The 19,951-nt window shown below is 67.4% G+C and carries 25 protein-coding genes; 16 read left to right on the plus strand and 9 right to left on the minus strand.

Annotated features, from left to right (window positions below):
• The first annotated feature begins 136 nt into the window (after positions 1-136).
• Both ACPXYO_RS05360 and ACPXYO_RS05365 read left to right on the plus strand, forming a co-directional pair.
• Positions 137-1,891, plus strand: a complete 1,755-nt coding sequence (locus ACPXYO_RS05360) for a uracil-xanthine permease family protein (RefSeq protein WP_423917366.1) — start codon at positions 137-139, stop codon at positions 1,889-1,891.
• A gap of 90 nt (positions 1,892-1,981) precedes the next feature.
• Positions 1,982-3,700, plus strand: coding sequence for an N-acyl-D-amino-acid deacylase family protein (locus ACPXYO_RS05365; protein ID WP_423917369.1), 1,719 nt, complete (start codon positions 1,982-1,984; stop codon positions 3,698-3,700).
• Positions 3,701-3,743: 43 nt separating this feature from the next.
• Here ACPXYO_RS05365 and ACPXYO_RS05370 read toward each other — a convergent pair whose 3' ends face one another.
• The gene (locus ACPXYO_RS05370) at positions 3,744-4,610 is read right to left on the minus strand and encodes an NAD-dependent epimerase/dehydratase family protein (RefSeq protein ID WP_423917371.1); all 867 of its coding nucleotides are present in this window, start codon (positions 4,608-4,610) and stop codon (positions 3,744-3,746) included.
• 113 nt (positions 4,611-4,723) lie between these two features.
• Between ACPXYO_RS05370 and ACPXYO_RS05375 the strand changes: the two genes are divergently transcribed.
• The 4 genes from ACPXYO_RS05375 (at position 4,724) to ACPXYO_RS05390 (ending at position 7,574) form a co-directional block, all read left to right on the plus strand.
• Positions 4,724-4,966 carry a hypothetical protein gene (locus ACPXYO_RS05375; RefSeq protein WP_423917374.1) on the plus strand — a complete coding sequence of 81 codons (243 nt, stop codon included), beginning with the start codon at positions 4,724-4,726 and terminating at the stop codon, positions 4,964-4,966.
• Between the two features lie 190 nt (positions 4,967-5,156).
• Entirely contained in the window at positions 5,157-5,771 is a 615-nt protein-coding gene (locus ACPXYO_RS05380) for an enoyl-CoA hydratase/isomerase family protein (RefSeq protein WP_423917377.1), read from the plus strand.
• A 101-nt stretch (positions 5,772-5,872) separates the two neighbouring features.
• The gene (locus ACPXYO_RS05385) at positions 5,873-6,859 is read left to right on the plus strand and encodes a CoA transferase (protein ID WP_423917380.1); all 987 of its coding nucleotides are present in this window, start codon (positions 5,873-5,875) and stop codon (positions 6,857-6,859) included.
• Positions 6,852-7,574 carry an enoyl-CoA hydratase/isomerase family protein gene (locus tag ACPXYO_RS05390; protein ID WP_423917383.1) on the plus strand — a complete coding sequence of 241 codons (723 nt, stop codon included), beginning with the start codon at positions 6,852-6,854 and terminating at the stop codon, positions 7,572-7,574. Before ACPXYO_RS05385 ends, ACPXYO_RS05390 begins: the two co-directional genes overlap by 8 nt.
• 190 nt (positions 7,575-7,764) lie before the next feature.
• Here ACPXYO_RS05390 and ACPXYO_RS05395 read toward each other — a convergent pair whose 3' ends face one another.
• Entirely contained in the window at positions 7,765-9,075 is a 1,311-nt protein-coding gene (locus ACPXYO_RS05395) for a transposase (RefSeq protein ID WP_423917385.1), read from the minus strand.
• A gap of 97 nt (positions 9,076-9,172) precedes the next feature.
• On the opposite strand from ACPXYO_RS05395, the gene ACPXYO_RS05400 reads away from it, so the two are divergent.
• Together ACPXYO_RS05400 and ACPXYO_RS05405 are read left to right on the plus strand one after the other, a co-directional pair.
• Positions 9,173-9,502: a helix-turn-helix domain-containing protein gene (locus tag ACPXYO_RS05400; RefSeq protein WP_423916776.1), complete on the plus strand. Its 330-nt coding sequence runs from the start codon at positions 9,173-9,175 to the stop codon at positions 9,500-9,502.
• Complete coding sequence (locus ACPXYO_RS05405) at positions 9,499-10,467, plus strand: integrase (RefSeq protein WP_423917387.1); 969 nt, start codon at positions 9,499-9,501, stop codon at positions 10,465-10,467. The genes ACPXYO_RS05400 and ACPXYO_RS05405 overlap by 4 nt, the downstream gene beginning before the upstream one ends.
• 150 nt (positions 10,468-10,617) lie before the next feature.
• Here ACPXYO_RS05405 and ACPXYO_RS05410 read toward each other — a convergent pair whose 3' ends face one another.
• Entirely contained in the window at positions 10,618-10,869 is a 252-nt protein-coding gene (locus ACPXYO_RS05410) for a hypothetical protein (RefSeq protein WP_423917390.1), read from the minus strand.
• 84 nt (positions 10,870-10,953) lie between these two features.
• Between ACPXYO_RS05410 and ACPXYO_RS05415 the strand changes: the two genes are divergently transcribed.
• From ACPXYO_RS05415 to ACPXYO_RS05425, 3 genes are all read left to right on the plus strand, one after another.
• The gene (locus ACPXYO_RS05415) at positions 10,954-11,112 is read left to right on the plus strand and encodes a hypothetical protein (protein WP_423917392.1); all 159 of its coding nucleotides are present in this window, start codon (positions 10,954-10,956) and stop codon (positions 11,110-11,112) included.
• A gap of 533 nt (positions 11,113-11,645) precedes the next feature.
• The gene (locus tag ACPXYO_RS05420) at positions 11,646-11,939 is read left to right on the plus strand and encodes a site-specific integrase (RefSeq protein WP_423917395.1); all 294 of its coding nucleotides are present in this window, start codon (positions 11,646-11,648) and stop codon (positions 11,937-11,939) included.
• On the plus strand, positions 11,909-12,580 hold the full coding sequence (locus ACPXYO_RS05425; protein WP_423917398.1) for a tyrosine-type recombinase/integrase: 672 nt from the start codon (positions 11,909-11,911) through the stop codon (positions 12,578-12,580). The genes ACPXYO_RS05420 and ACPXYO_RS05425 overlap by 31 nt, the downstream gene beginning before the upstream one ends.
• A gap of 24 nt (positions 12,581-12,604) precedes the next feature.
• Here ACPXYO_RS05425 and ACPXYO_RS05430 read toward each other — a convergent pair whose 3' ends face one another.
• A complete protein-coding gene (locus ACPXYO_RS05430) occupies positions 12,605-13,582 on the minus strand; it encodes a nucleotidyltransferase domain-containing protein (RefSeq protein ID WP_423917401.1) in 978 nt (325 codons plus the stop codon).
• 214 nt (positions 13,583-13,796) lie between these two features.
• Complete coding sequence (locus ACPXYO_RS05435) at positions 13,797-14,192, minus strand: hypothetical protein (protein WP_423917404.1); 396 nt, start codon at positions 14,190-14,192, stop codon at positions 13,797-13,799.
• 87 nt (positions 14,193-14,279) lie between these two features.
• Between ACPXYO_RS05435 and ACPXYO_RS05440 the strand changes: the two genes are divergently transcribed.
• The gene (locus tag ACPXYO_RS05440) at positions 14,280-14,582 is read left to right on the plus strand and encodes a hypothetical protein (RefSeq protein ID WP_423917406.1); all 303 of its coding nucleotides are present in this window, start codon (positions 14,280-14,282) and stop codon (positions 14,580-14,582) included.
• A gap of 328 nt (positions 14,583-14,910) precedes the next feature.
• Here the strand turns inward: ACPXYO_RS05440 and ACPXYO_RS05445 are convergent, their stop codons facing one another.
• Positions 14,911-15,753, minus strand: a complete 843-nt coding sequence (locus ACPXYO_RS05445; RefSeq protein ID WP_423917409.1) for an IS5 family transposase — start codon at positions 15,751-15,753, stop codon at positions 14,911-14,913.
• A gap of 126 nt (positions 15,754-15,879) precedes the next feature.
• Positions 15,880-16,713, minus strand: a complete 834-nt coding sequence (locus tag ACPXYO_RS05450) for an integrase core domain-containing protein (RefSeq protein WP_423917411.1) — start codon at positions 16,711-16,713, stop codon at positions 15,880-15,882.
• 507 nt (positions 16,714-17,220) lie between these two features.
• On the opposite strand from ACPXYO_RS05450, the gene ACPXYO_RS05455 reads away from it, so the two are divergent.
• Together ACPXYO_RS05455 and ACPXYO_RS05460 are read left to right on the plus strand one after the other, a co-directional pair.
• Complete coding sequence (locus ACPXYO_RS05455; RefSeq protein ID WP_423916776.1) at positions 17,221-17,550, plus strand: helix-turn-helix domain-containing protein; 330 nt, start codon at positions 17,221-17,223, stop codon at positions 17,548-17,550.
• Positions 17,547-18,608 carry an integrase core domain-containing protein gene (locus tag ACPXYO_RS05460; protein WP_423916777.1) on the plus strand — a complete coding sequence of 354 codons (1,062 nt, stop codon included), beginning with the start codon at positions 17,547-17,549 and terminating at the stop codon, positions 18,606-18,608. The genes ACPXYO_RS05455 and ACPXYO_RS05460 overlap by 4 nt, the downstream gene beginning before the upstream one ends.
• Positions 18,609-18,684: 76 nt before the next feature.
• Here ACPXYO_RS05460 and ACPXYO_RS05465 read toward each other — a convergent pair whose 3' ends face one another.
• Positions 18,685-18,831 carry a hypothetical protein gene (locus ACPXYO_RS05465; RefSeq protein ID WP_423917414.1) on the minus strand — a complete coding sequence of 49 codons (147 nt, stop codon included), beginning with the start codon at positions 18,829-18,831 and terminating at the stop codon, positions 18,685-18,687.
• A 26-nt stretch (positions 18,832-18,857) separates the two neighbouring features.
• On the opposite strand from ACPXYO_RS05465, the gene ACPXYO_RS05470 reads away from it, so the two are divergent.
• Positions 18,858-19,109 (plus strand): tyrosine-type recombinase/integrase, encoded by a 252-nt coding sequence (locus ACPXYO_RS05470; RefSeq protein ID WP_423918694.1) that lies wholly within the window; start codon positions 18,858-18,860, stop codon positions 19,107-19,109.
• 230 nt (positions 19,110-19,339) lie between these two features.
• On the opposite strand, the gene ACPXYO_RS05475 is transcribed toward ACPXYO_RS05470, so the two are convergent.
• Positions 19,340-19,633 carry a hypothetical protein gene (locus ACPXYO_RS05475; protein WP_423917417.1) on the minus strand — a complete coding sequence of 98 codons (294 nt, stop codon included), beginning with the start codon at positions 19,631-19,633 and terminating at the stop codon, positions 19,340-19,342.
• A 64-nt stretch (positions 19,634-19,697) separates the two neighbouring features.
• Here ACPXYO_RS05475 and ACPXYO_RS05480 point away from each other — a divergent pair, with 64 nt between their 5' ends.
• Entirely contained in the window at positions 19,698-19,937 is a 240-nt protein-coding gene (locus ACPXYO_RS05480) for a hypothetical protein (protein WP_423917420.1), read from the plus strand.
• Positions 19,938-19,951: the final 14 nt, after the last annotated feature.

Raw genomic sequence — 19,951 nt, forward strand, 5'->3', positions numbered from 1 at the left:
TGCGTGCGCGTCATCCGGCGCTTTGACGCTAGTCGGAGGCGCGTCTCCACGAGCTCGAGCACATGGCGCGGCCCGTCGCAGCCTTGGCGTGCCGCCCGCGAGCGCCCGAACAGCCCGCAACTAAGCTGCGGCGCCGATGGCTGCTGACACATCGGAAGGCGCCGTCCACTACGAACCGGACGATGCGTGTCCGGCACGGGTGAGCATGAGCGTCGGCCTGCAGGGCGTGCTCCTGATCATGGGGCCGACCGTTCTGTTGGCATCGTTCGCCGCGCATGCCAGCGACCAGGACGCCAGTTATGTGTCGTGGACGGTGTTCGCCGCGCTGCTGGTCAGCGGAATCCTCACTGCTCTGCAAGCGAGCCGTGTCGGAAGATTCGGCTCCGGGATGTCGTTCATGGTGAGCGCATCACCGTCCTATGTGGCCATATCGGTGCTCGCACTCGCCGAAGGCGGGCCGACCATGCTGTCGAGCCTGACTGCGGCTGCAGCGATCTCATATCTCTCGCTGTCGCTGTGGCTGCCAAAGCTGCGCAAGATCATCACGCCGCTGGTCTCGGGCACCGTGCTGATGCTGATCGCCGTCACGCTGCTGCCCGCGTCGTTCAACGGAATCTCGGACGTACCCGAAGGCACAGCGGCAGCCGGCGGTGTGATCGTCGGCCTGGTGACGCTGGTCGCTGCGACGGTGCTGACTCTGGCATCACGCGGGGTATGGAGGATCATGGCGCCGCTCATGACGATCGGAGCGGGTTGCGCAGTTGCCCTGATGTTCGGGATGTACGACCCCCAGGTGATCGTCGATGCGCCGTGGGTGGGCCTTCCGGGCTCAGGGTTCCCCAGCTTCGAGCCGAATTTCGGCGCGAGCTTTTGGTCGCTGCTGCCGGTGTTCGCGCTCGTGGCGCTTGTCGACGGCATCAAGAACATCGGCGACAACGTGCTCGTGCAGCAGCAGTCCTACCGCACTCCACGCGTCACCGACTTCCGTCGCGTGCAGGGCTCGATCAACGTCACCGGTGCCGGCTTGGTGCTGGCCGGAGCGGTCGGGTCGCCACCCCTGTGCAGCTGGGGGACCTACAGCACGGCACTCACCAATTTCACCGGGGTCGCGGCACGACGTGTCGGGTACTACATCGGTGCAGCCTTGGTGGCGCTGGCCCTGCTCCCGAAACTGACGGCTGTTCTGCTCGCCGTCCCGGGCCCGGTCGCAGGGGCGTACCTCTTGAGCATTGTGGGGCTGCTGTTCGTCGGCGGCATCCGAACGGCGAGCCAAGGGGGACTCGACGGCCGGGATGCAGTCATATTGGGCGTATCTTTCGCTGTCGGTGCCGGCGTCGATCAGGGCACGCTCATCGCCGATCTGCTCGGCGGCGTGTGGGGACCGCTGGCCAACAACGGGGTCACGGTCGGCGCGCTCTTGGCGATTGTGATGGTGTGGCTCACCAATCTCTTCGGGGGGCGGGACCGCAGGCGTCTTGAGGTCGCGCTGAGCATTGACTGCCTTCGCGAGCTCGACGAGTACCTCGCGTCGATCGCTGCCCGACTCGGCTGGAACGGCCCGTCGACGCATCGGCTGCGCTCTGTTGGTGAGGAGACACTGATGAGCCTGCTCGACTTGGACGAGTCCAGCTCTGGCGACGTCGTGCCCCGACTGATCGTTGCGGCGCGTCCCACAAGAACCGTGGTGGAACTTGAGTTCATGGCCGTCTTCGACGAAGAGAACCTCGAGGACCGGCTCGCGTACCTGGGCGAGGAAGCCGAGGGCGCCGCGGGTTCCGTCGACGCAAGCACGATGACGCTGCGCCTGCTCCGCCACTACACATCGTCGGTGCAGCATCAGAAGTACTACGGCCTCGATGTCGTTACTGTGCAGGTCAAGGGGTCGCGCTAACACGGAGCTGGCCACCTGACCACAGCGCGCACGCATCTGTGCTGACAGCACGTGCGGTTGCCGGATGAGGCCCCGACGGAGGGGACGACCATGAAGGATCTGCTGATTCGAGGCGGCACGGTGGTGGACGGCACGGGTGCCGAGCCACGCCGTGCCGACGTGCGCATCTCCGATGGCGTCGTTGCCGAGATTTCCGAGTCGCCCGGTGCACTGGCCGGCCGGCGGGCCGACCGGATCATCGACGCAGAGGGCCATGTCGTCACGCCGGGATTCGTTGACGTGCACACCCACATGGATGCGCAGATTGCCTGGGATCCGATGGGCGAGAGCTCGTGCTTCCACGGCGTGACCACCGTTGTGATGGGCAACTGCGGCTTCACGCTGGCACCTGCTCGCAGCGACGCCCGTCACCTGGTGGTGCGCAACCTCGAACGAGCCGAGGACATCTCTGCCGAGGCGATGGCCGCAGGCATCGACTGGACTTGGGAGACCTTCCCCGAGTACCTCGATTTCGTCGACGCGACGCCCAAGGGCATCAACTACGCGGGCTACTTGGGCCACTCGGCGCTGCGCACATGGGCGATGGGCGAAGCGGCATTCGAGCGCGGCGCCAACGCCGAAGAGCTGGCACTCATGGTCGGGCAGCTGCGCGACTCGCTGCATGCCGGCGCGGTCGGTTTCACCACATCGCTCTCGTACAACCACGAGACCTCCGACAACCGTCCGATTGCCTCCCGGCTGGCGGAGTGGTCCGAGATCGACGCGCTCGTCAGCGAGATGGGTGCGATGGGCGCGGGCATCTTCGAGCTCGCCAACCATCCCGACCTTCGAACCCGCGACGCTCAGCGCCGGGAGGCCTATATCGCCAAGGTGGTCGAGCTGGGGGCGCGCACCGGAGTGCCGATCACCTTCGGAATGCTGGCGCTGTCCAGCGCTGAGCATCACTGGAAGCCAGTGATGGATCTGGTCGATCGGCTGAATGCCGCCGGAGGCGCCTCATGGGCCCAGGTCCTCACCCGGCAGTTCGGGGTGCTGCTGTCGTTCCGCAGCCGCCTGCCGTTCGACGCACTGCCGGCGTGGCGAGACTTCCGCAAGGCGCCGCTCGCTGAACAGCGCGTCGCGCTGGAGGATCCTGCGACGCGGGCAAGGTTGGTAGCTGAGGCGACCCATGGCGACTACGGGCGCGCCATCGGTGCAGAGGCTCGCAAGCCCCAGTGGGAGCACGTATACCCCCTGACTCAGCCGCTCCCGCCGTTCCGGTCGATGGCCGAGATTGCCGCAGAGCGCCGAGTCGACCCGATGGAGGCCTTCGTGGACGTCGCGCTCGACAGCGACCTCGAGCTGTTCTTCATCCAGGCCGCAGCGAACCAAGACCAGGATCTGGTGCTGAAACTGATGAAGCACCCGCGCGCGATCCCCACGTTCTCCGACAGTGGTGCGCATGTCACCCAGATCATGGATTCGTCGCTGCAGACCCACCTTCTGGGGCACTGGGTGCGCGACCGCCAGGAGTTCACAATGGCCGAGGCAGTGCATCGCATCACCCAGGTCCCCGCCGTGGCGTGGGGCTTCGCCGACCGGGGGGTGCTCACTCCGGGCATGGCTGCCGATGTCAATGTGTTCGACCCTGACACCATCTCGCCAGACCTGCCCGAGCTCGTACACGACCTGCCCGCGGGTGCTGCCCGGCTGCGCCAAACCGCCACGGGCTTCGCCGCCACGATCGTCAACGGCGAGGTCATCACCGAGCATGGCAAGTTGACCGGTGCCGTGCCGGGCCGCCTGCTGAGGGGACCGCTGGCGCGCTGAACGGTTCAGCTGCTCGCCGAAGTCGGCGGGGTACTGGCGAAATTCAAGAATTCAGGCTGCCGCGCTTGTGGGTGACACCGGGGTTGGGGCGGTTGCCGACGTACGCACTGCCGTAGTTGGGCTCGCGGATCCACTCGATGCCGGCAACGGCCGCACCGAGGTCCTGCCGAACGTCCTTCCACGCTGCCACGAGCCGGTCTTCAGCCTCGTAGTCGAAGGGGTCGCCCAGCCGTTGCTCGAGTGCGCCGCCGCGTTCGAGCGGGTGATCGGCCAGCCAGCGAGCAGCGGCGCGCCACGCCTCGGTGGGCGCCAGCACGTCCTGATAGCCGAGATCCCGCACGGTCGGCCCGATGTCGAGCACCCGGTGGGTGGTGGACCAGCTGCCCACGAGCGGTCGTGCGGGCACTGCGAGGTCGTACGGCAGCGAAACCAGCTCCCAGCTGTGGCCGAGCTCGTCGGCGACGATCTCGGCGATCTGAGCGATCGTGAGCGCAGACGAGTCAGCCACGTTGTAGATGCCGCCGAGGGCCGCAGGGGGCGCATCGCAGGCCAGCAGCGTGGCGTGCGCAGCGTTGCCGACCCATCCTTGGCTCTTGACCGTCAGACCGCCGTCGGCCACCACCAGATGGGCGCGCCGGTCGAGGGCTCGTCGCACCAGCGGCCATTCACGAGGCAGCGGCTGACGGGGACCGTACAGCCGGGGGTAACGCAGGTGGATGGCCTTCGGATGCTGCTCGAAGACAGCCTCTTCGGTGACCCGGATCATCCGCAGCTTGCGGAACTCCTCGCCGTCGCCGACTAATGACGCTCCGTGCGGCAGTGGCACTGGCATGCCGAGCGGGAAGACCTCGTCGGGACTGCCGAAGCCCCGGTAAACGCCCACGACAAGCGCTGTTTGGCGTGCGGTCACGGGGTCATTGTGTCTTGCATTGCAGGCGGTCGCTGTGAGGTAATGCCGGTGCGCGACGTGTAGCTTCGTACCGACCACCTTTCGCATTGACACGATGAGACCAGGGGGATGCTGTGGCGACCAAGGCTGGAGAGCGTCTGGAGTTCGACGGTGGTGTGCAGGTCATCGTCACCAAGGGCGGTGACGCCAACATTTCCACGTCCGCAGGTGGCGAAGGCCTGAAGGTAGGCAAGCGCTACCAGGACCCCGATTCCGGCATCGAAGTGCTTGTCACCAAGCCGGGCGCGGTGACCTTGCTGTGCGACGGCAAGGACATGGCACTGCAGGAGCCGAAGAAGACCAAGTCGGCCGACTGAGGCCGATCAGCGGGCACGGGGCCGACTGAGGCGGATCAGCGGGCACGGGGCCGACTGAGGCGTCCGACTCGGACAACCTGCGCCGGCCACCCAAGGGGGTGGTGGCACCCTGAAACGCATCGAGCACATCCTGAGCGGCGGCGAACTGGATCGCGCCGCAGCCCGAGCGCTGGTTGAGCTTTGCGCGTCGGTGCGTGAGGCGCGAGAGCCGGCGGTACTCATCCTGCGAAATGAGCCCGGCACCGACTTCTGCTCGGGCATCAGCTTCGATCCACTTGAGCTGCAGCCCGATCCGGCATCCGCGCTGGCCGCTGTGCGGAGCCCAGTGATCTGTGCCGTCAGCGGCGAGTGCTCCGGTGCGGGCCTAGAGATCGCTCTGGCCTGTGATGTGCGCCTGTGCGACCCCACTGCGCACTTTTCGATGCGTACTGCGCTTGATGGCGGGCTGCCAGCGTGGGGCGGCACGCAGCGCTTGCCTCGCGCCGTGGGAGCGTCGCGCGCCAGTGCAATGTTGCTCTTGGGCGCCGCCGTCGACAGTCCGACCGCGCTGGCGTGGGGGCTCACCCATGCGGTCGAAGAAGATCTCGACAGTGCCGTCGAGCGTTGGCTCGACGACTTGGCAGGCGCAGGACCTCTCGCGCTGGAATTCGCCAAGGAAGCCGTCCATCGGGGCGCCGAGATGCCCCTTGCTGACGGCCTCCGCCTCGAAGGCGACCTGAACCACCAACTCGCGGCCACCGAGGACCGCGCCGAAGGGCTCGCCGCGTTCTTCGACAAGCGCCCCCCAGACTTCGCAGGGCGTTAGCCATGCGAAGCATCAGACTCGGTGCAGGGCGTTAGCCATGCGAAGCATCAGACTCGGTGCAGGGCGTTAGCCATGCGAAGCATCAGACTCGGTGCAGGGCGATGAGCGATTGGCTGCCGCCGGGCCTGTTCGCCTACGGAGCTGAGCTGTCCGCTGAGATCGACTGTCGGCTCGGCCGCACGCTGGTCGGAGACGGGGCGACCTGGATTGACATGCCCCGCAGGCTCGGAACGGCCGACGTGCCCAGCGAGCCCCTGCAGTGGGGCACCGGTGCACTGTGCGTGGACCTCGGGCCAGACGACGTCGAGACCTGGGAGCGCTTCGCGGACGTGCATCGCCACGAGGCTGACCCCGAAGTCGTGGCAGCCGCCGCGCAGGAATGGCGCCTGCCGGTCACGCCGTACCGCCGGCAAGCCCCCGCGCCCGTAACCGCCCGACCGGAAACGGGCCCAAGCGGCGACGGACCGACGCGCTCGATCGAAATCGACGGCGCCCACATCGTCGACCTGACCTCGATGTGGGCCGGCCCGCTGTGCACGGAGCTGCTCGGGCGTGCCGGTGCTGAAGTCCACAAGGTCACTTCCACAGCCCGCCCAGACGGCTTGGCGGGCTCGCCGATGCACGCCGAGCTGAATGCGCACAAGTCGGTCGTCGACCACGACCTGCGGCTTCCCGCCGCCCGCCGCTGCCTCGACGAGATGCTGGCGACAGCCGACCTGCTGGTCACGTCGCTCTCGCCGCGAGCTCTGGCCAATCTGGACCTGCTGCCCGCACAGCTCGGTGCAGCTCATCCAAGCCTGCGCACCTTGGCGATCACTGCGTTCGAATCGGATTCGCCCGAAGGCGACTGGATCGCGTACGGCACCGGCGTGCATGCCGCGTCGGGTCTCGGTTGGCTGGATGACGGCCCGAGGCCCCCTGCGTACTCCTATCCCGATCCCCTTGCGGGACTGCGGGCGTCCAGTGTGGCTCTGGACCAGTTGGCCGGCATCGCGTCACCCCATCAGGGGGTATCGCTGGCAGATGCTGTCGCACCCCTCGCCGCCCGGGCTGCGTGTACCCACGGCAAGGGCGCCAGTCATGGCTGAGCGGGTCCGGCTGGTGTTCGGCCGCGACGGCGTGGCCACGATCACGCTGTGTCATCCGCCGCTCAACATCTACGACCTCGAGATGCGAGATGGGCTGATCGAGGCGATCACGGCGGTGCGCGATGTGCCCGATGTGCGCTGCGTGGTGCTCGCCGCCGAGGGCAAGCACTTCAGCGCCGGCGCCGACCTGTCGGAATTCGGCACCGCCGACTCCATCTTCGACGCTCGGCGCATCCGCTGGGACCGCGACCCGTGGCTGCCGCTGGTCAACCTCCCGGTACCCACGCTGTGCTCGCTGCACGGCTACGCACTGGGATCCGGCCTGGAGATGTCGCTGCTGTGCGACCTGCGCATTGCCAGCGCCGACGCAGTGATGGGCTTGCCAGAGGTGAAGCTCGGCATGCTCCCCGCAGCAGGCGGCACTCAGAGCCTCACTGCGGCGATCGGGCCGGCAGCCGCGCTGCCGCTGGTGCTCAGCGGCCGCACGGTCGACGCAGCCGAAGCACACCGCCTCGGCATCGTGTGCGAAGTCGTCCCAACCGATGATCTGGACAGCCGCACAGCGGAGCTGGCCGGTCAGCTCGCCGGTATCGAACGACCGGTGGCGCGGGCACTGCGCCGCTGCCTGCGCGCCGCGAACGACCTCCCGTTGGGTGAGGGCTTGGCCGTCGAGCGCCGCTCAGCCAGGCTCGTTGCCGCCGATTCAATCGACTGAACTCTGCTGCGACGCGAAGCGCTAGGAGGGTGGTCGGCAATTGGGGTGTGGTGTGTGTTGTTTGTTGAGCGTGCGCGGTTGTCTGGTCGGTGGTTCGGGGTGGGTTGGGCGCGGGTGTTCTGCTTGATGATGCCCAGGCGCATCGTCGGTCGGCCAGTGGGGGCCGGGGTCGCCGGTCGGGGCGGGTGTTTTACCTGATGATGCCGAGGCGGCCGGCGCGGTCGAGGTTGAGGGCGGCGATTCGCAGGTCGAGCCACAGGTTGGCCTTGTCGAGGCCGCGCCAGGGGACGTTTTTGGTGCGGGACTTGATCTGAGCGATTTTGCGTTCGGCTTGGGTTCGCAGTCGGTATCGGCTGAGGAACTCCGGTGTCCATCGTTGCGCTCTTGCGGGGGCGAGGAGTTCTTCGTGGGGGTTGATCTCGACGATTCGGCCGCCGTCGCGTGTGGTGCATCGGGGCTTGAGCTCGCATGCTGCACAATCGGTTGCTGCGAACCGCGCCTGGCGCCGTTTGGCGCCCCGCGGCGGCGGGATGGGTGCGGTGTTCCCTTGCGGGCAGGTGACCGTCGCTGCTTCGAGGTCGATGTCGAAGTCGGCTTTGGTGAGCTTGTCGCCGCGGGTCGGGATCGGCTGGGCGGGGGCGACGAGGTGGATGCCTCGGTCGGCCATCGCTTGGCGGGTGGGCCCCGATCCGTAGTGGGTGTCGGCGATGATCTCGGCGACCGGGACCGGGTCGGCGTCGATGAGGTCTTCGATCACAGCGGCGTCGTGGGTGGTCGCGAGCGTCGCGGCCGCTGAGCAGACCAGGTCCGAGTCCACATCCGCGGACACGTGCAGCTTGTAGCCGTCGTAGCGGTCGGTGCGCGAACGGTGCCCGTGCCGAGCGTCGGGATCGACCGTGGAGATGACCCGGTCCGGGGCCACCCGTTGAGCTATCCGCGGGGTCTGGGCTCCGTCGTCGTCGGCGGCGATCTCGATGTCCTGGCCCGCCACGACCCTCAACAGCTCGACCGCCCCAGCCAGGCCCGGGTCCCCGAAACGGGCGCAGAACCCGATGACGGTCTCGGCGTCGCCGAACAGCTCCGCGACCAGAGCCGCCCGTGCTTGGGGGTCTGCCCACATGATCTGCGGCTTGGCCCCCCGGTCGTAGTCGTCACGCGACAACAGCCCCGCCAGCTCCGCCCCGGCATCGGCGTCGATCCCGCCCAGCACCCCGACGCACCTGCGGACCCCGGACCTGATGAGCGTGATCGTGTCCTGGGTCAGCACGCAGTCCGCCACACCGGTCGAGTCCATCGTGCGGCGATGGCCGATCACCCCGGCGCGCTTGGCAGCGATCTTGACACGATCCCCCAAAAAGGACTCCATCCCGGCGCGAACCAGACGCGCCCGGAACTCCACCAGCACCACATGAGCAATCCCCCGATGCTCCAGCGGCAAACCCAAAGCCGCTTTCCACGACATGTCGAACCGCGAACGCCGCTGCGCCTCACGGTCCGACACGCCATATGTGTTGCGTCTGATTTAGCGCGACAGGTTCTGAGTTTTTTCAGGCAGCGTCGGGCAGGGTTGGCGGTCTCAGAGGAGGAGGCTGCGGCCGATGAGTTCGCAGGACCGAATAGCGAAGCGGGTGCTGACAGCGGAGCAGAAGTACGACTTGTGGCTGCGGATGCTGACCGGGCAGATCACCCAGGCCGACGCGGCGGCGGAGGCGGGGGTGGATCGTTCGGTGATCTCTCGGCTGCGTGCGGTGGCTCGCGACGGGGCGATCGCCGCTTTGCAGGCGTCCAGGCCGGGGCGGCCGCGCCGGTCCCGTGCAGAGGCGACCGAGGCGGCGGCGTTGCGCGCCGAGGTCGAGCGGCTCCAGTCCACGGTGGTCGAGCAGGCGGTCGAGCTGGCGGTCCTGCGGGGAAAATCGCATTGGGGATGAGCGGCCCGATCCCCGCCCGCGTCGACGGGGCCGCCAAGGCAGCGCTGCTCGGCTTGATCGGCGACGCAGCGGCTGCGGGCTGGAGTGCGGCCCGGGCCTGCGCGGTCCTCGAAGTGGACCGGGGCAGGGTGTGGCGCTGGCGGCAGCGCCGAGCCGTCGGCGGTCTTGAGGACCTCGCCCCGGGCGGGAACCCGATCCATGGGCTCCTCGAGTGGGAACAAGCCGAGATCGTGACGCTGTTCGACGACTGGGGCGACATCGACCGCTCGCACCGCAAGCTCGCTCATCGCGGCTCCTACGAGCAGCGAGTGTGGGTGTCGCCCTCGACAGTGGATCGGGTGCTGAGCCGTCACGGCCTTGCCCTGCAAGGCGATCCGCGGCCAGCGCGCAGCGCGAAGACGCCGTGGCCGGCCTGGTGCGAATGGCACCCGAACCAGCTGTGGTGCTGGGACGGCACCCAGTTCCCGGCCTGCCGCCCAGCCAAGCACGCGTACGCGATCGTCGACCTCGTCAGCCGCAAATGGATCTGCACCCACCTCACCGCCAACCCCGACTCGGTCGCCGCTCGGGTCCTGTTCATGCGCGGCCTCGACAACGAGGGGCTGCTCACCGACGAGCTGCGGGCACGCCTCGACGACCCCGACGCCGAACCCCCCGACGACAGAGCCGAGATCCCGCTGCTGCTGGCGATCTCGGACAACGGCACCGAGATGCGCGCCAACGACACCCGCCGGTTCATGGCCCTGTGCTCGATCGCCCAGCACTTCGGCCGCCCCTCCACACCGACCGACCAAGCCTGGATCGAGTCGCCACGTCAAACACGAGCACCCCCACCTCACCGCGATCACCGACCCCGCCCTGCTCGCCGCCGAGCTCGAACGGGCCCGAGCCCGCCACAACAGCGTCCGGCTGCACGAAGCCATCGGCTACGTGACCCCAAACGACGAACACGAAAGCCGCGGTGACGCCATCCGAACCGCCCGCCAACAAGGGATGCGCAACGCCGACCGGCAACGCCGAGCCTGGCACCGAAACCGACCACTACCATGACCAACCAACCACCACCGCCCACCCGCCGATGCGGCCTGAAAAAACCGGCGATCTGTCGCGAAGAGTCAGACACACCTCACATAGAACAACTGCAACAACAACAACGCCGCCACCACCGACGGCGGATGCGACGGCCGACCCCGGCCAGACGCATACAACGCATCAAAATCGGCATCACAGAACAGCTCGCCCCGAGCCTGCCCCAACGTCACCAAGAACCCCTCGGTGTCGAGCAGGCCGCCCACCAACACCCCGACATCGAAAATCGAACCCTGACCATCAGCCGAACCGCGCACCCCACCATCATCCGCGATCACGCCCCCCAACACGAGGACCCACCCCCGGACTTTCCGACCACCCTCCTAGGAGAGGGCTTCAGCGGACATTCCCCGCGAGTGGGAATGGCACAGGATCTGGCTCGAGCGGGCATCGAGTTGCCCAGTTTGATGACCGCGGGGAGATGGCGGTCGCCGACGATGCCGGCGCACTACACCCGCAACGAGAGCGCCGACCGAGGCGCCGTCGCACGCTTCTACGGACACCACCGCAACGCCACGTGAAGCGCTGATATCTCCGCCGCCTACGAGCTAGGTGTCAGCGATGGAAGCGCATTTCTTGCGGAAGTACACGTGTTGGCCGCGCTAAGGGGAACGAATAGATGCTGGCCACTGGCAGTTTTGTGCATTAGTTCCCTAGAAGTTCCCTTTGGGCATCGCATGATCAGTCTCTCCGTTGCCTCCAGAGGCTTGTCGCGCCAGCATGATCGGCATTTGGCGTTTCGTTCGGTTCTCGATGCCCGACGAGCGTCGGAGCTGACGCATGTCGCTAGTGACGCCTCCGCCGAGAATGGAACCCACCGCCTCTGCTCGCCAGCTGGGTGGAGTCTCCAAGACGTAGCCCCGGTGATGCTCTTGCGGCTCGAATGGGCGATGGTGTTCACCGAGCACCTTCCACGCTGCCTCATCTCCTTGCGACGGATAGTGCCCGGTTATCTCCGGTTGCGGCTGGCCAGCCAGCCCGGAACCCCAGCAGCGGCGGGAACGCGGCCTATCGTGGTTCTGCACGTTATCTGCGACTAACGGGGGGTCCTGTGGTGGGGGAGGTCATCGAACTCGGCCCTCAGCGGCCCTCTGAGGTCACTCTTTTCGGCCTGGTGGACGATTTTGTGGGCGCGGTGGACCTCTCGGCCAACACCCAACGGGCCTACCGGGCGTCGCTCGAGGCGCTGGTCGACGACGTCGGGCACCGCTCGATCGGCAGCATCGGGCGGGCCACGATCGAGCGGCACCTTCGCACCTGCTACGCCGAGCGGGCGCCGGCGACCGTGAATCGACATCTGGCGGCGATTTTTCGGCGATGTTCTCCTGGGCAGCCGAGATCGGGCTGATCGAGGCATCGCCGGCGGCGGGCATCCGACGTCGCCGCCAGACCCGCAGCCGCCAGGCCGAAACCCAGGCCCGCGCGATCCCGCTCGACGAGCTGCAGAAGCTGTGGAGCGACCGGCGCCACCACACCCGCGACCAGGTGCTGTGGAGGATGCTCTACGACTCCGGAGCAAGAGCGAGCGAGATCCTCGGCCTCAACATCGAGGACCTGGACTTGGCGAAGAAGCGCGCCACGGTGATCGGCAAGGGCGGCGACGCAGAGACGATCCAGTGGTCCACCGCCACCGCACGAGTCCTGCCGGCCCTGCTGCGCTGGCACCACCTGCGCCGCGAGGCCGGACCACTTTTCGTCTCGTACCGGTGCCAGCGGTACCCCGAAGACGTGCCGACACGGGACCTGTGCCCGCTCACTCGCTACAACCGGCTGTCGTACAACCGCGCAGCGGAGATCTTCAAGCAGGCCTCCGGCGGCCGCACCCTGCACCAGCTGCGGCACAGTCGGCTGACTCACCTCGCGGAATCAGGGGTCGACGTCACTATCCTGCGCGCCATCAGCCGACACTCGTCGCTGCGCACTCTTGAGCGGTACGTGCATCCCTCTCCGGAGACTGTGGCGGCGGTGCTCGACGAGCACGCCCCCTGAGACCGCTCCCTGCGCTGCTCGTGCCTACAGGTCGTTTCCTCGGCTGCGGCTGCGTGGTGTTCGGCCGGGGGGATCGGGCTGAATCCGCAGCGGTCGGTTGAGGGCGTCCACGTTCTCTTGCAGGTCGGCCTCAAATTGCTGGAGCACTTCGTCGTCGAAGCCGCGCCCGCGGGACTGTTCGCCGGCGAACGCAGCAATCCGGTTGGCGTAGGCGACGTAGCGGCGAAGGTAAGTGTCGTTGAAGTGCTTCACCGGACGGACGTTGTGATAAAGGGCTCCTTGGTGCCATTTGTCGAATTCGACGAAGTCGATGTCGGGGCCTCGGTCGATGAATGCGTTGCGCACCCGTGCAGGCTGAGCTTGCAGGAGCTTGAGAATCTCGTGCCAGCGTGGGGGAGCGGTGCCCAGCGTCAGGACGTAGGTGAGCTTGGCGGCGGTCTCGACGACGAAGTGCGTGCCGCGACACGCGTGGCCGAAACGACGGTCCTCGCGACTCGACAGGACAGACGGATTCGATGAGGCGGCCGCACGGTTCTCGCGGTCGGTCGGCCGGAGATGTTCTGTCAGATCCGACACGGCGCCAGCGAAGTTGACGAAGCTGTTCTGCATCTCAGCAGTCGGGTTGTCGGCCAATCCGATCTCCTTGTTCCAGCGGATTTCGGCATGGTCGTGCGTATCGGCCAGTTCAATTGCGTGGTCGACGATGCGCGCTTCCAAAGAGCAGGGCACCTTGAGGGTGCGAATCGCCCACTCAGGAGCGTCGGTGACCATCACGTCAACGCTGCAGCCGGTTGCCGCTCTCGTCCGGGCTTCGAGGGCGCACCGACGTGAATTGCGGTCGCTGTAGTCGCCGAGGTCGTCGTAGATGGCGATCAGGTCGATGTCGCTGTCCTGGTGCGCTTCGCCGCGTGCCAGCGAGCCGAACAGAAGAACTGTGCCGACACCGGCACAGAGAATCTCGTCGGCTGCACGGCGAGCATCAGCAAGAGTCGGCGCGGCCATGCGCCGAGGCTACCGCCCGCCTTCTGGCCACAGGAAGCCAGCACAGCGAAGCAGTGGGCTAACGCGGGTGGGAATTCTTGCACGCCGCACGTTGGCTGCGCCGGGAGTGGACCGGCGCCGGCGCCGGCAGACAAGCGGCCCGAACGACCGGGCGGAAGACGCGATCGGCAACCGCGGCCCGATGCTGCGAGACGACGTCGACCAAGGACGGAACTCACGAAGCAGCGAGGAGTGCGCGGCCGGGACTGGAGGCTCGGCCGGAGGGGTCCTGCAAGCTCTGAGCGAACGCGAACGCCAGGCCGGCGAGACAGCCCCACAGGGTCGTCCAAGATATGGCCGTGGCAAACGAGAGCAGCCCGCCATCCTCAAGCCGCTCAAAGAGGCACACCCGGGCATCAGTCTCGGCAAACCGGGTAGCCACAAACCCGACAGCGAGCATGGCCGATGCCATGAGCGTTGCGAGCACCAAGACTGCGACATTGAGACGATCGCCTGCTTTGTCCAAGGAGGAGTGCTGCCCGGGCAACAGAGCCCATATGGAGCTGCAGGCTGCGATCATGAGACCAGGAATGGCGGCAGAGCTGAGTACCGACCAGAGAGTTGCCCACATCGGCGTGGGAACTTAGCGGCGTGGCCGTCGGCCGACTCGGCCACAGTCGTCCCAATCCGGGACACGTGGCAGGGTTACCGTTGGGGTGTGTCCCAGCCTGAGACAGAGGGTCCGTTCGGGCCGGCTCCCGTGGACATCGACTGGGAGCGGCACCAAGCGACGCTCCGTGAGATCGCGGCCAACAAGCAAGCCGCGCTCGACGAGCTGCGGGCACGGCGAGACGCGGTCGCCGCTGGGCAGGTCGAGCTGGACCAGGCTCTGCAGGCCGCTACGGGTCTGCGCGCGTCGAGCCTGAACTACGAGCAGGCCATGACGATGGCCGAGATCTCCTCCGCTGCCGGCATTTGCCGTTCGGAGCTGTACCGGCGCATCGCTGGCTGGGTGGCCTAGATCCCTGATCGGGATACAAACAGGCGTTCGCCGATAAGACATCTTATGTCAAGTAGAGCGGAGTCGACTCTCCGCCGGGAATTGTTGCTGCAGAAACCCACGTTGCTCTGCACAACTTCGTTCCTGCAGGTCTCAGTCCTTGAACCATGGTATTCCGCAAGCGAGAGAGATTGGAGAGCTGGGCGTCGTGCGGCCCATTGATGTGCTTTGACGAAAGAGGCTCCGGCACACCTTCCTTGACACGCAGTTCGGCTCCCAATTGGCACTGCAGCACATTCAAGCGCCAGCCCGTCGTTCGAGGGGCTAAGAGGATGAGCGGATAGGTGGGTCAGTGGGGTTGCCAGCGGTCGTGGTGGTCGATGAGTTTGAGGGTGATGATCAAGGTGACGGCGAGGGCGAGTTGGGCTTGGCGGTGCTCGGGTCGGCGGTCGGTGTTGCGTCTGAGCTGCCCGTAGCCGGCGAGCCATGAGTTGGCGCGCTCGACATGCCAGCGCAGCCCCAGCGGGGCGGTGGCCGGCTCGGCAGGGCCGGCGCTGGGTTTGCGTTTGGGCGGCCGCGCCAAGTCGCAGATCCCGGCCGCGTCCGCGGCGGCGTCGACGCGGGCGCCCCAGTAGCAGCGGTCGAGGTGGATGGTGTCGATGTCGTGATGCAGTCCTTGTCGTTCGAGCTCGGCCATGGTTGGCTCGAACAGCATGATGTCGTTGCGGTTCGCGCCGTCCGCGCACCACGCGACCGGCACGCCTTCGGCGTCGACCGCGAGGGACCACTTCCAGCCCGATTTGCGTCTGTCAACAGGGCTTTTGCCGGTCCCGGGGCCGCCGCAGGGCGCCTTGTGGACGGACCCGTCGATGCACACATCACCGAGTCGCAGGCCCATGATGCGGTCCCATGCGGCGATCGCCTCGGCTGCGATCTGGTCGAAAACGCCCGCAGCGACCCACTCGTCGCGGCGTGACCGCAGCGTCGTGTCGGACACCGCGTTGTCCAACAGGATCTCCACGGACCGCCATGAGCAGCCCAATACCAGCCGCCAGATGATCCCCCGCAAACACAATCGGTCGCACACGCGGGGCCGATGACAGCCCAACGGGTGACGATCCGGCGAGCGGGGCAAAAGCGGCTCGACTGCCGCCCAGATGACATCCACCACTGCCTTTGTCAGAGCGCGCATGATGAACAGGCACCTCCACCATGTCGTCGGTTGGAACAGCAGCCCGCATCACAGCGGGCCCAACCCGACGACTGGTGGATGGTCGCCTATTCGCGCGGCCTCTTAGTGTCGTTTTTTTGGGTGGGTTTAGCCCGCATGGTCGGGTTCTTGTGATTGTCGGTTGTGATGGTATGCGATGCGTTGTTCGCGTGCGCGGTCGAGGCCGTGGCGTCGGGCTGCCCTCGCGGCGTCGGCGTGGCCGTTGTGTTCCTGGTCGGGGGTGACGTAGCCGATGCCGGCGTGAAGCCGGACGGTGTTGTGGTGGTTGCGCTGGGGTTCGAGCTCGGCGCGCAGCACGTCGATGTCGCAGATCAGCTCCAGGTGGGGCTGCTCGGTCTTGAGGCGCCCGAACAGGCTCTCGATCCAGGCCTGGTCGGTGGGGGTGCCGGGCCGGCGGTAGTGGGTGGCGAGCCAGCACAGGGCCATGAAGTCCCGTGTCGATCCCGAGGCCGTCTGGGGGCCGTTGTCGCACAGCACGAGCAGCACCGGGATGTCGTCGCTGTCGGGGTCCCATCGCAGTGCGTCGGGGTTGCGCTCGTCGATGATCTCTTCGAGGCCCTCGCAGCGCAGCGCCCGGCTGAACACGGCCTGGACCTCGATGCTGGTCTCGTCCTGGGAGGTGATGTCGGCGATCGGTTTGCGGGAGACCGCGTCGCAGATCACCGTCGTGGCCGCCCGCGCGCGGGGCCAGTGGGTCGTGTCGCAGGTCCAGATCCGGTTCGGGGCCGACTCGACCCACGCCGGCCACGGCCGCTGGGCAGTGCGCGGACCGCGCTTGGGGCCGCGAAAGCGCAGGTCACGGCGTTCCAGCACACGCCGGACCGTGGACGGGTCGGCCCAGAAGCGGCCCAGCCACGACCCCCGGTGGGCGAGCTTGCGATGAGACCGGTCGACATCGCCCCACTCGTCGAACACTGCCACGATCTCGTCTTCGGCGCCCGGGATCAGCCCATGGGACGGGTTCGGCCCGGCGCTGTGTTATCGAGGCCTGAGCCATCAGCGACACGGCGCCGCCACCGCTGGACCCGCCGCACCGACAGCCCCAAGCCCCCGCATGCAGCACCGGTGCTCCACCCCGCAGCCTCAGCGCGGCCGACCAGGCCCAGCAAAGCTGCCTTGGCGGCCGCGTCCACTCCGGCAGCGACCCGGCCGCTCAGCCCCAATGCCCTTTTCCCCCCGACAGCGTCAACCGCACCGCCATCTCCGCCAACGCCGCGCGCAGACGCTCCGCCTCGGCCCGAGCCTGTTCCAGCTCCACATCGCGCACCGAGCCCCGGCGACCCGGACGCGACACCGCCAACGCATCGAGCGCGCCCTGCCGGGCAACCTCGCGCAGCTGTGTTGCGTCTGATTTAGCGCGACAGGTTCTGAGTTTTTTCAGGCAGCGTCGGGCAGGGTTGGCGGTCTCAGAGGAGGAGGCTGCGGCCGATGAGTTCGCAGGACCGAATAGCGAAGCGGGTGCTGACAGCGGAGCAGAAGTACGACTTGTGGCTGCGGATGCTGACCGGGCAGATCACCCAGGCCGACGCGGCGGCGGAGGCGGGGGTGGATCGTTCGGTGATCTCTCGGCTGCGTGCGGTGGCTCGCGACGGGGCGATCGCCGCTTTGCAGGCGTCCAGGCCGGGGCGGCCGCGCCGGTCCCGTGCAGAGGCGACCGAGGCGGCGGCGTTGCGCGCCGAGGTCGAGCGGCTCCAGTCCACGGTGGTCGAGCAGGCGGTCGAGCTGGCGGTCCTGCGGGGAAAATCGCATTGGGGATGAGCGGCCCGATCCCCGCCCGCGTCGACGGGGCCGCCAAGGCAGCGCTGCTCGGCTTGATCGGCGACGCAGCGGCTGCGGGCTGGAGTGCGGCCCGGGCCTGCGCGGTCCTCGAAGTGGACCGGGGCAGGGTGTGGCGCTGGCGGCAGCGCCGAGCCGTCGGCGGTCTTGAGGACCTCGCCCCGGGCGGGAACCCGATCCATGGGCTCCTCGAGTGGGAACAAGCCGAGATCGTGACGCTGTTCGACGACTGGGGCGACATCGACCGCTCGCACCGCAAGCTCGCTCATCGCGGCTCCTACGAGCAGCGAGTGTGGGTGTCGCCCTCGACAGTGGATCGGGTGCTGAGCCGTCACGGCCTTGCCCTGCAAGGCGATCCGCGGCCAGCGCGCAGCGCGAAGACGCCGTGGCCGGCCTGGTGCGAATGGCACCCGAACCAGCTGTGGTGCTGGGACGGCACCCAGTTCCCGGCCTGCCGCCCAGCCAAGCACGCGTACGCGATCGTCGACCTCGTCAGCCGCAAATGGATCTGCACCCACCTCACCGCCAACCCCGACTCGGTCGCCGCTCGGGTCCTGTTCATGCGCGGCCTCGACAACGAGGGGCTGCTCACCGACGAGCTGCGGGCACGCCTCGACGACCCCGACGCCGAACCCCCCGACGACAGAGCCGAGATCCCGCTGCTGCTGGCGATCTCGGACAACGGCACCGAGATGCGCGCCAACGACACCCGCCGGTTCATGGCCCTGTGCTCGATCGCCCAGCACTTCGGCCGCCCCTCCACACCGACCGACCAAGCCTGGATCGAGTCGCTGTGGGGCCACGTCAAACACGAGCACCCCCACCTCACCGCGATCACCGACCCCGCCCTGCTCGCCGCCGAGCTCGAACGGGCCCGAGCCCGCCACAACAGCGTCCGGCTGCACGAAGCCATCGGCTACGTGACCCCAAACGACGAACACGAAAGCCGCGGTGACGCCATCCGAACCGCCCGCCAACAAGGGATGCGCAACGCCGACCGGCAACGCCGAGCCTGGCACCGAAACCGACCACTACCATGACCAACCAACCACCACCGCCCACCCGCCGATGCGGCCTGAAAAAACCGGCGATCTGTCGCGAAGAGTCAGACACACCTCACTTCGCGACAGTCGAACGATCCACCCCAGCGCGCCCGGCCGCTTCCGCGACCGTGATCTCCCCACGCACGAGCTGCATCCAGATCTCGTACTTCTCCTGCGGCGCCAAAAACCGCTTCCTCTTCATGGCAGGCTGAGAACTCAACGGGCCTCCTCAATGCTCGATCGAGAATCCTCCCATGCCGGCTGAAAACAACCCCAAACAGCGACACGAAATCAGCCTCAACACATCACCAGTTGCGGCACACGTGTTTCACCCGGCTGCGTGAGGCGGGAATGGCTCTCGAAGCGATCCAGGCCCAGGCCGGGCATCGGTCGATCGAGTCGACAAGGATCTATCTGCACTTGGCGAACGATTGGCTCGCCGGTGAGTATCGCCGGGCGACCGAGGCGATCGATGCCCAACAGGTCGGGGAGTGGTGATGCCCGCCGCGCTCTGCGTCGATGATCGGTCCCGTGACGAACTCGACGAGTTCGGTCGTGCTTTGGAGGCGGCCGGCCAGCAGGCATGGGCGTCCACGCTTCGCGCGGCGCGCACCTTTCGCAGCCGAGTCGACCGAGCCGGGGGCTGGGACCGAGTCGAGCTGGACACCCAGCTGGAGTGGATGCGCCGGGCCCGGCCGTTCGTTTCGTGGCTGCTGGCCACCGGGCGCCTAGCTGCGAGCGCTGACTTCTTGGCACGGGCCGATCTGCGTCTGGGGCTCACCGCCCGCAAACACCTTGTCGAGGTTCACGCTTGGTTCGTCAACGCCGCCGACCGTGTGGATGCCACCGACGAGGACACGGCGCTGCAGTGGAACGCCCTGTGCAAAGTGGCCGCGTTGTCCGCCACCCGTCCCGACGACGTCGATACCGACCGGTTCTTCGCGGCTCGGTCCGACCTCTGCGCCGCGTACAGGAGGCGGGGCCGCCCCGAGGCCGGACGCAACGCCGGTTCGATCTTTCACCGACAAGGTCGAGGCCCTCCATGGCCAACCCCACCAACTCCCCGCCAGCGACGAAGGCAACGAGATGCGCAAACTCCGTGCCGAGATGCACCGGCGCATGCTCGGCAACGGCTGCTGCGCCCGACCCGTCGAGATGGACTGCCACTTCGAATCGATCTGCGAGTCCTGCAACTTCTTCGTCACCACGACCGAGTTCAAACCAACGCTGCGCCGCCAACGCGACGACGCCGCCGACAAGGGCCAGATCGGTCGCCAGAAGATCTTCGACGGCCTCCTCGACCGACTCGACGAGCAAGCCTCATGACATCCCCACTTGAC

The organism is Candidatus Poriferisodalis sp. (assembly GCF_965237655.1).
Classification (GTDB): Bacteria; Actinomycetota; Acidimicrobiia; order Acidimicrobiales; family Poriferisodalaceae; genus Poriferisodalis.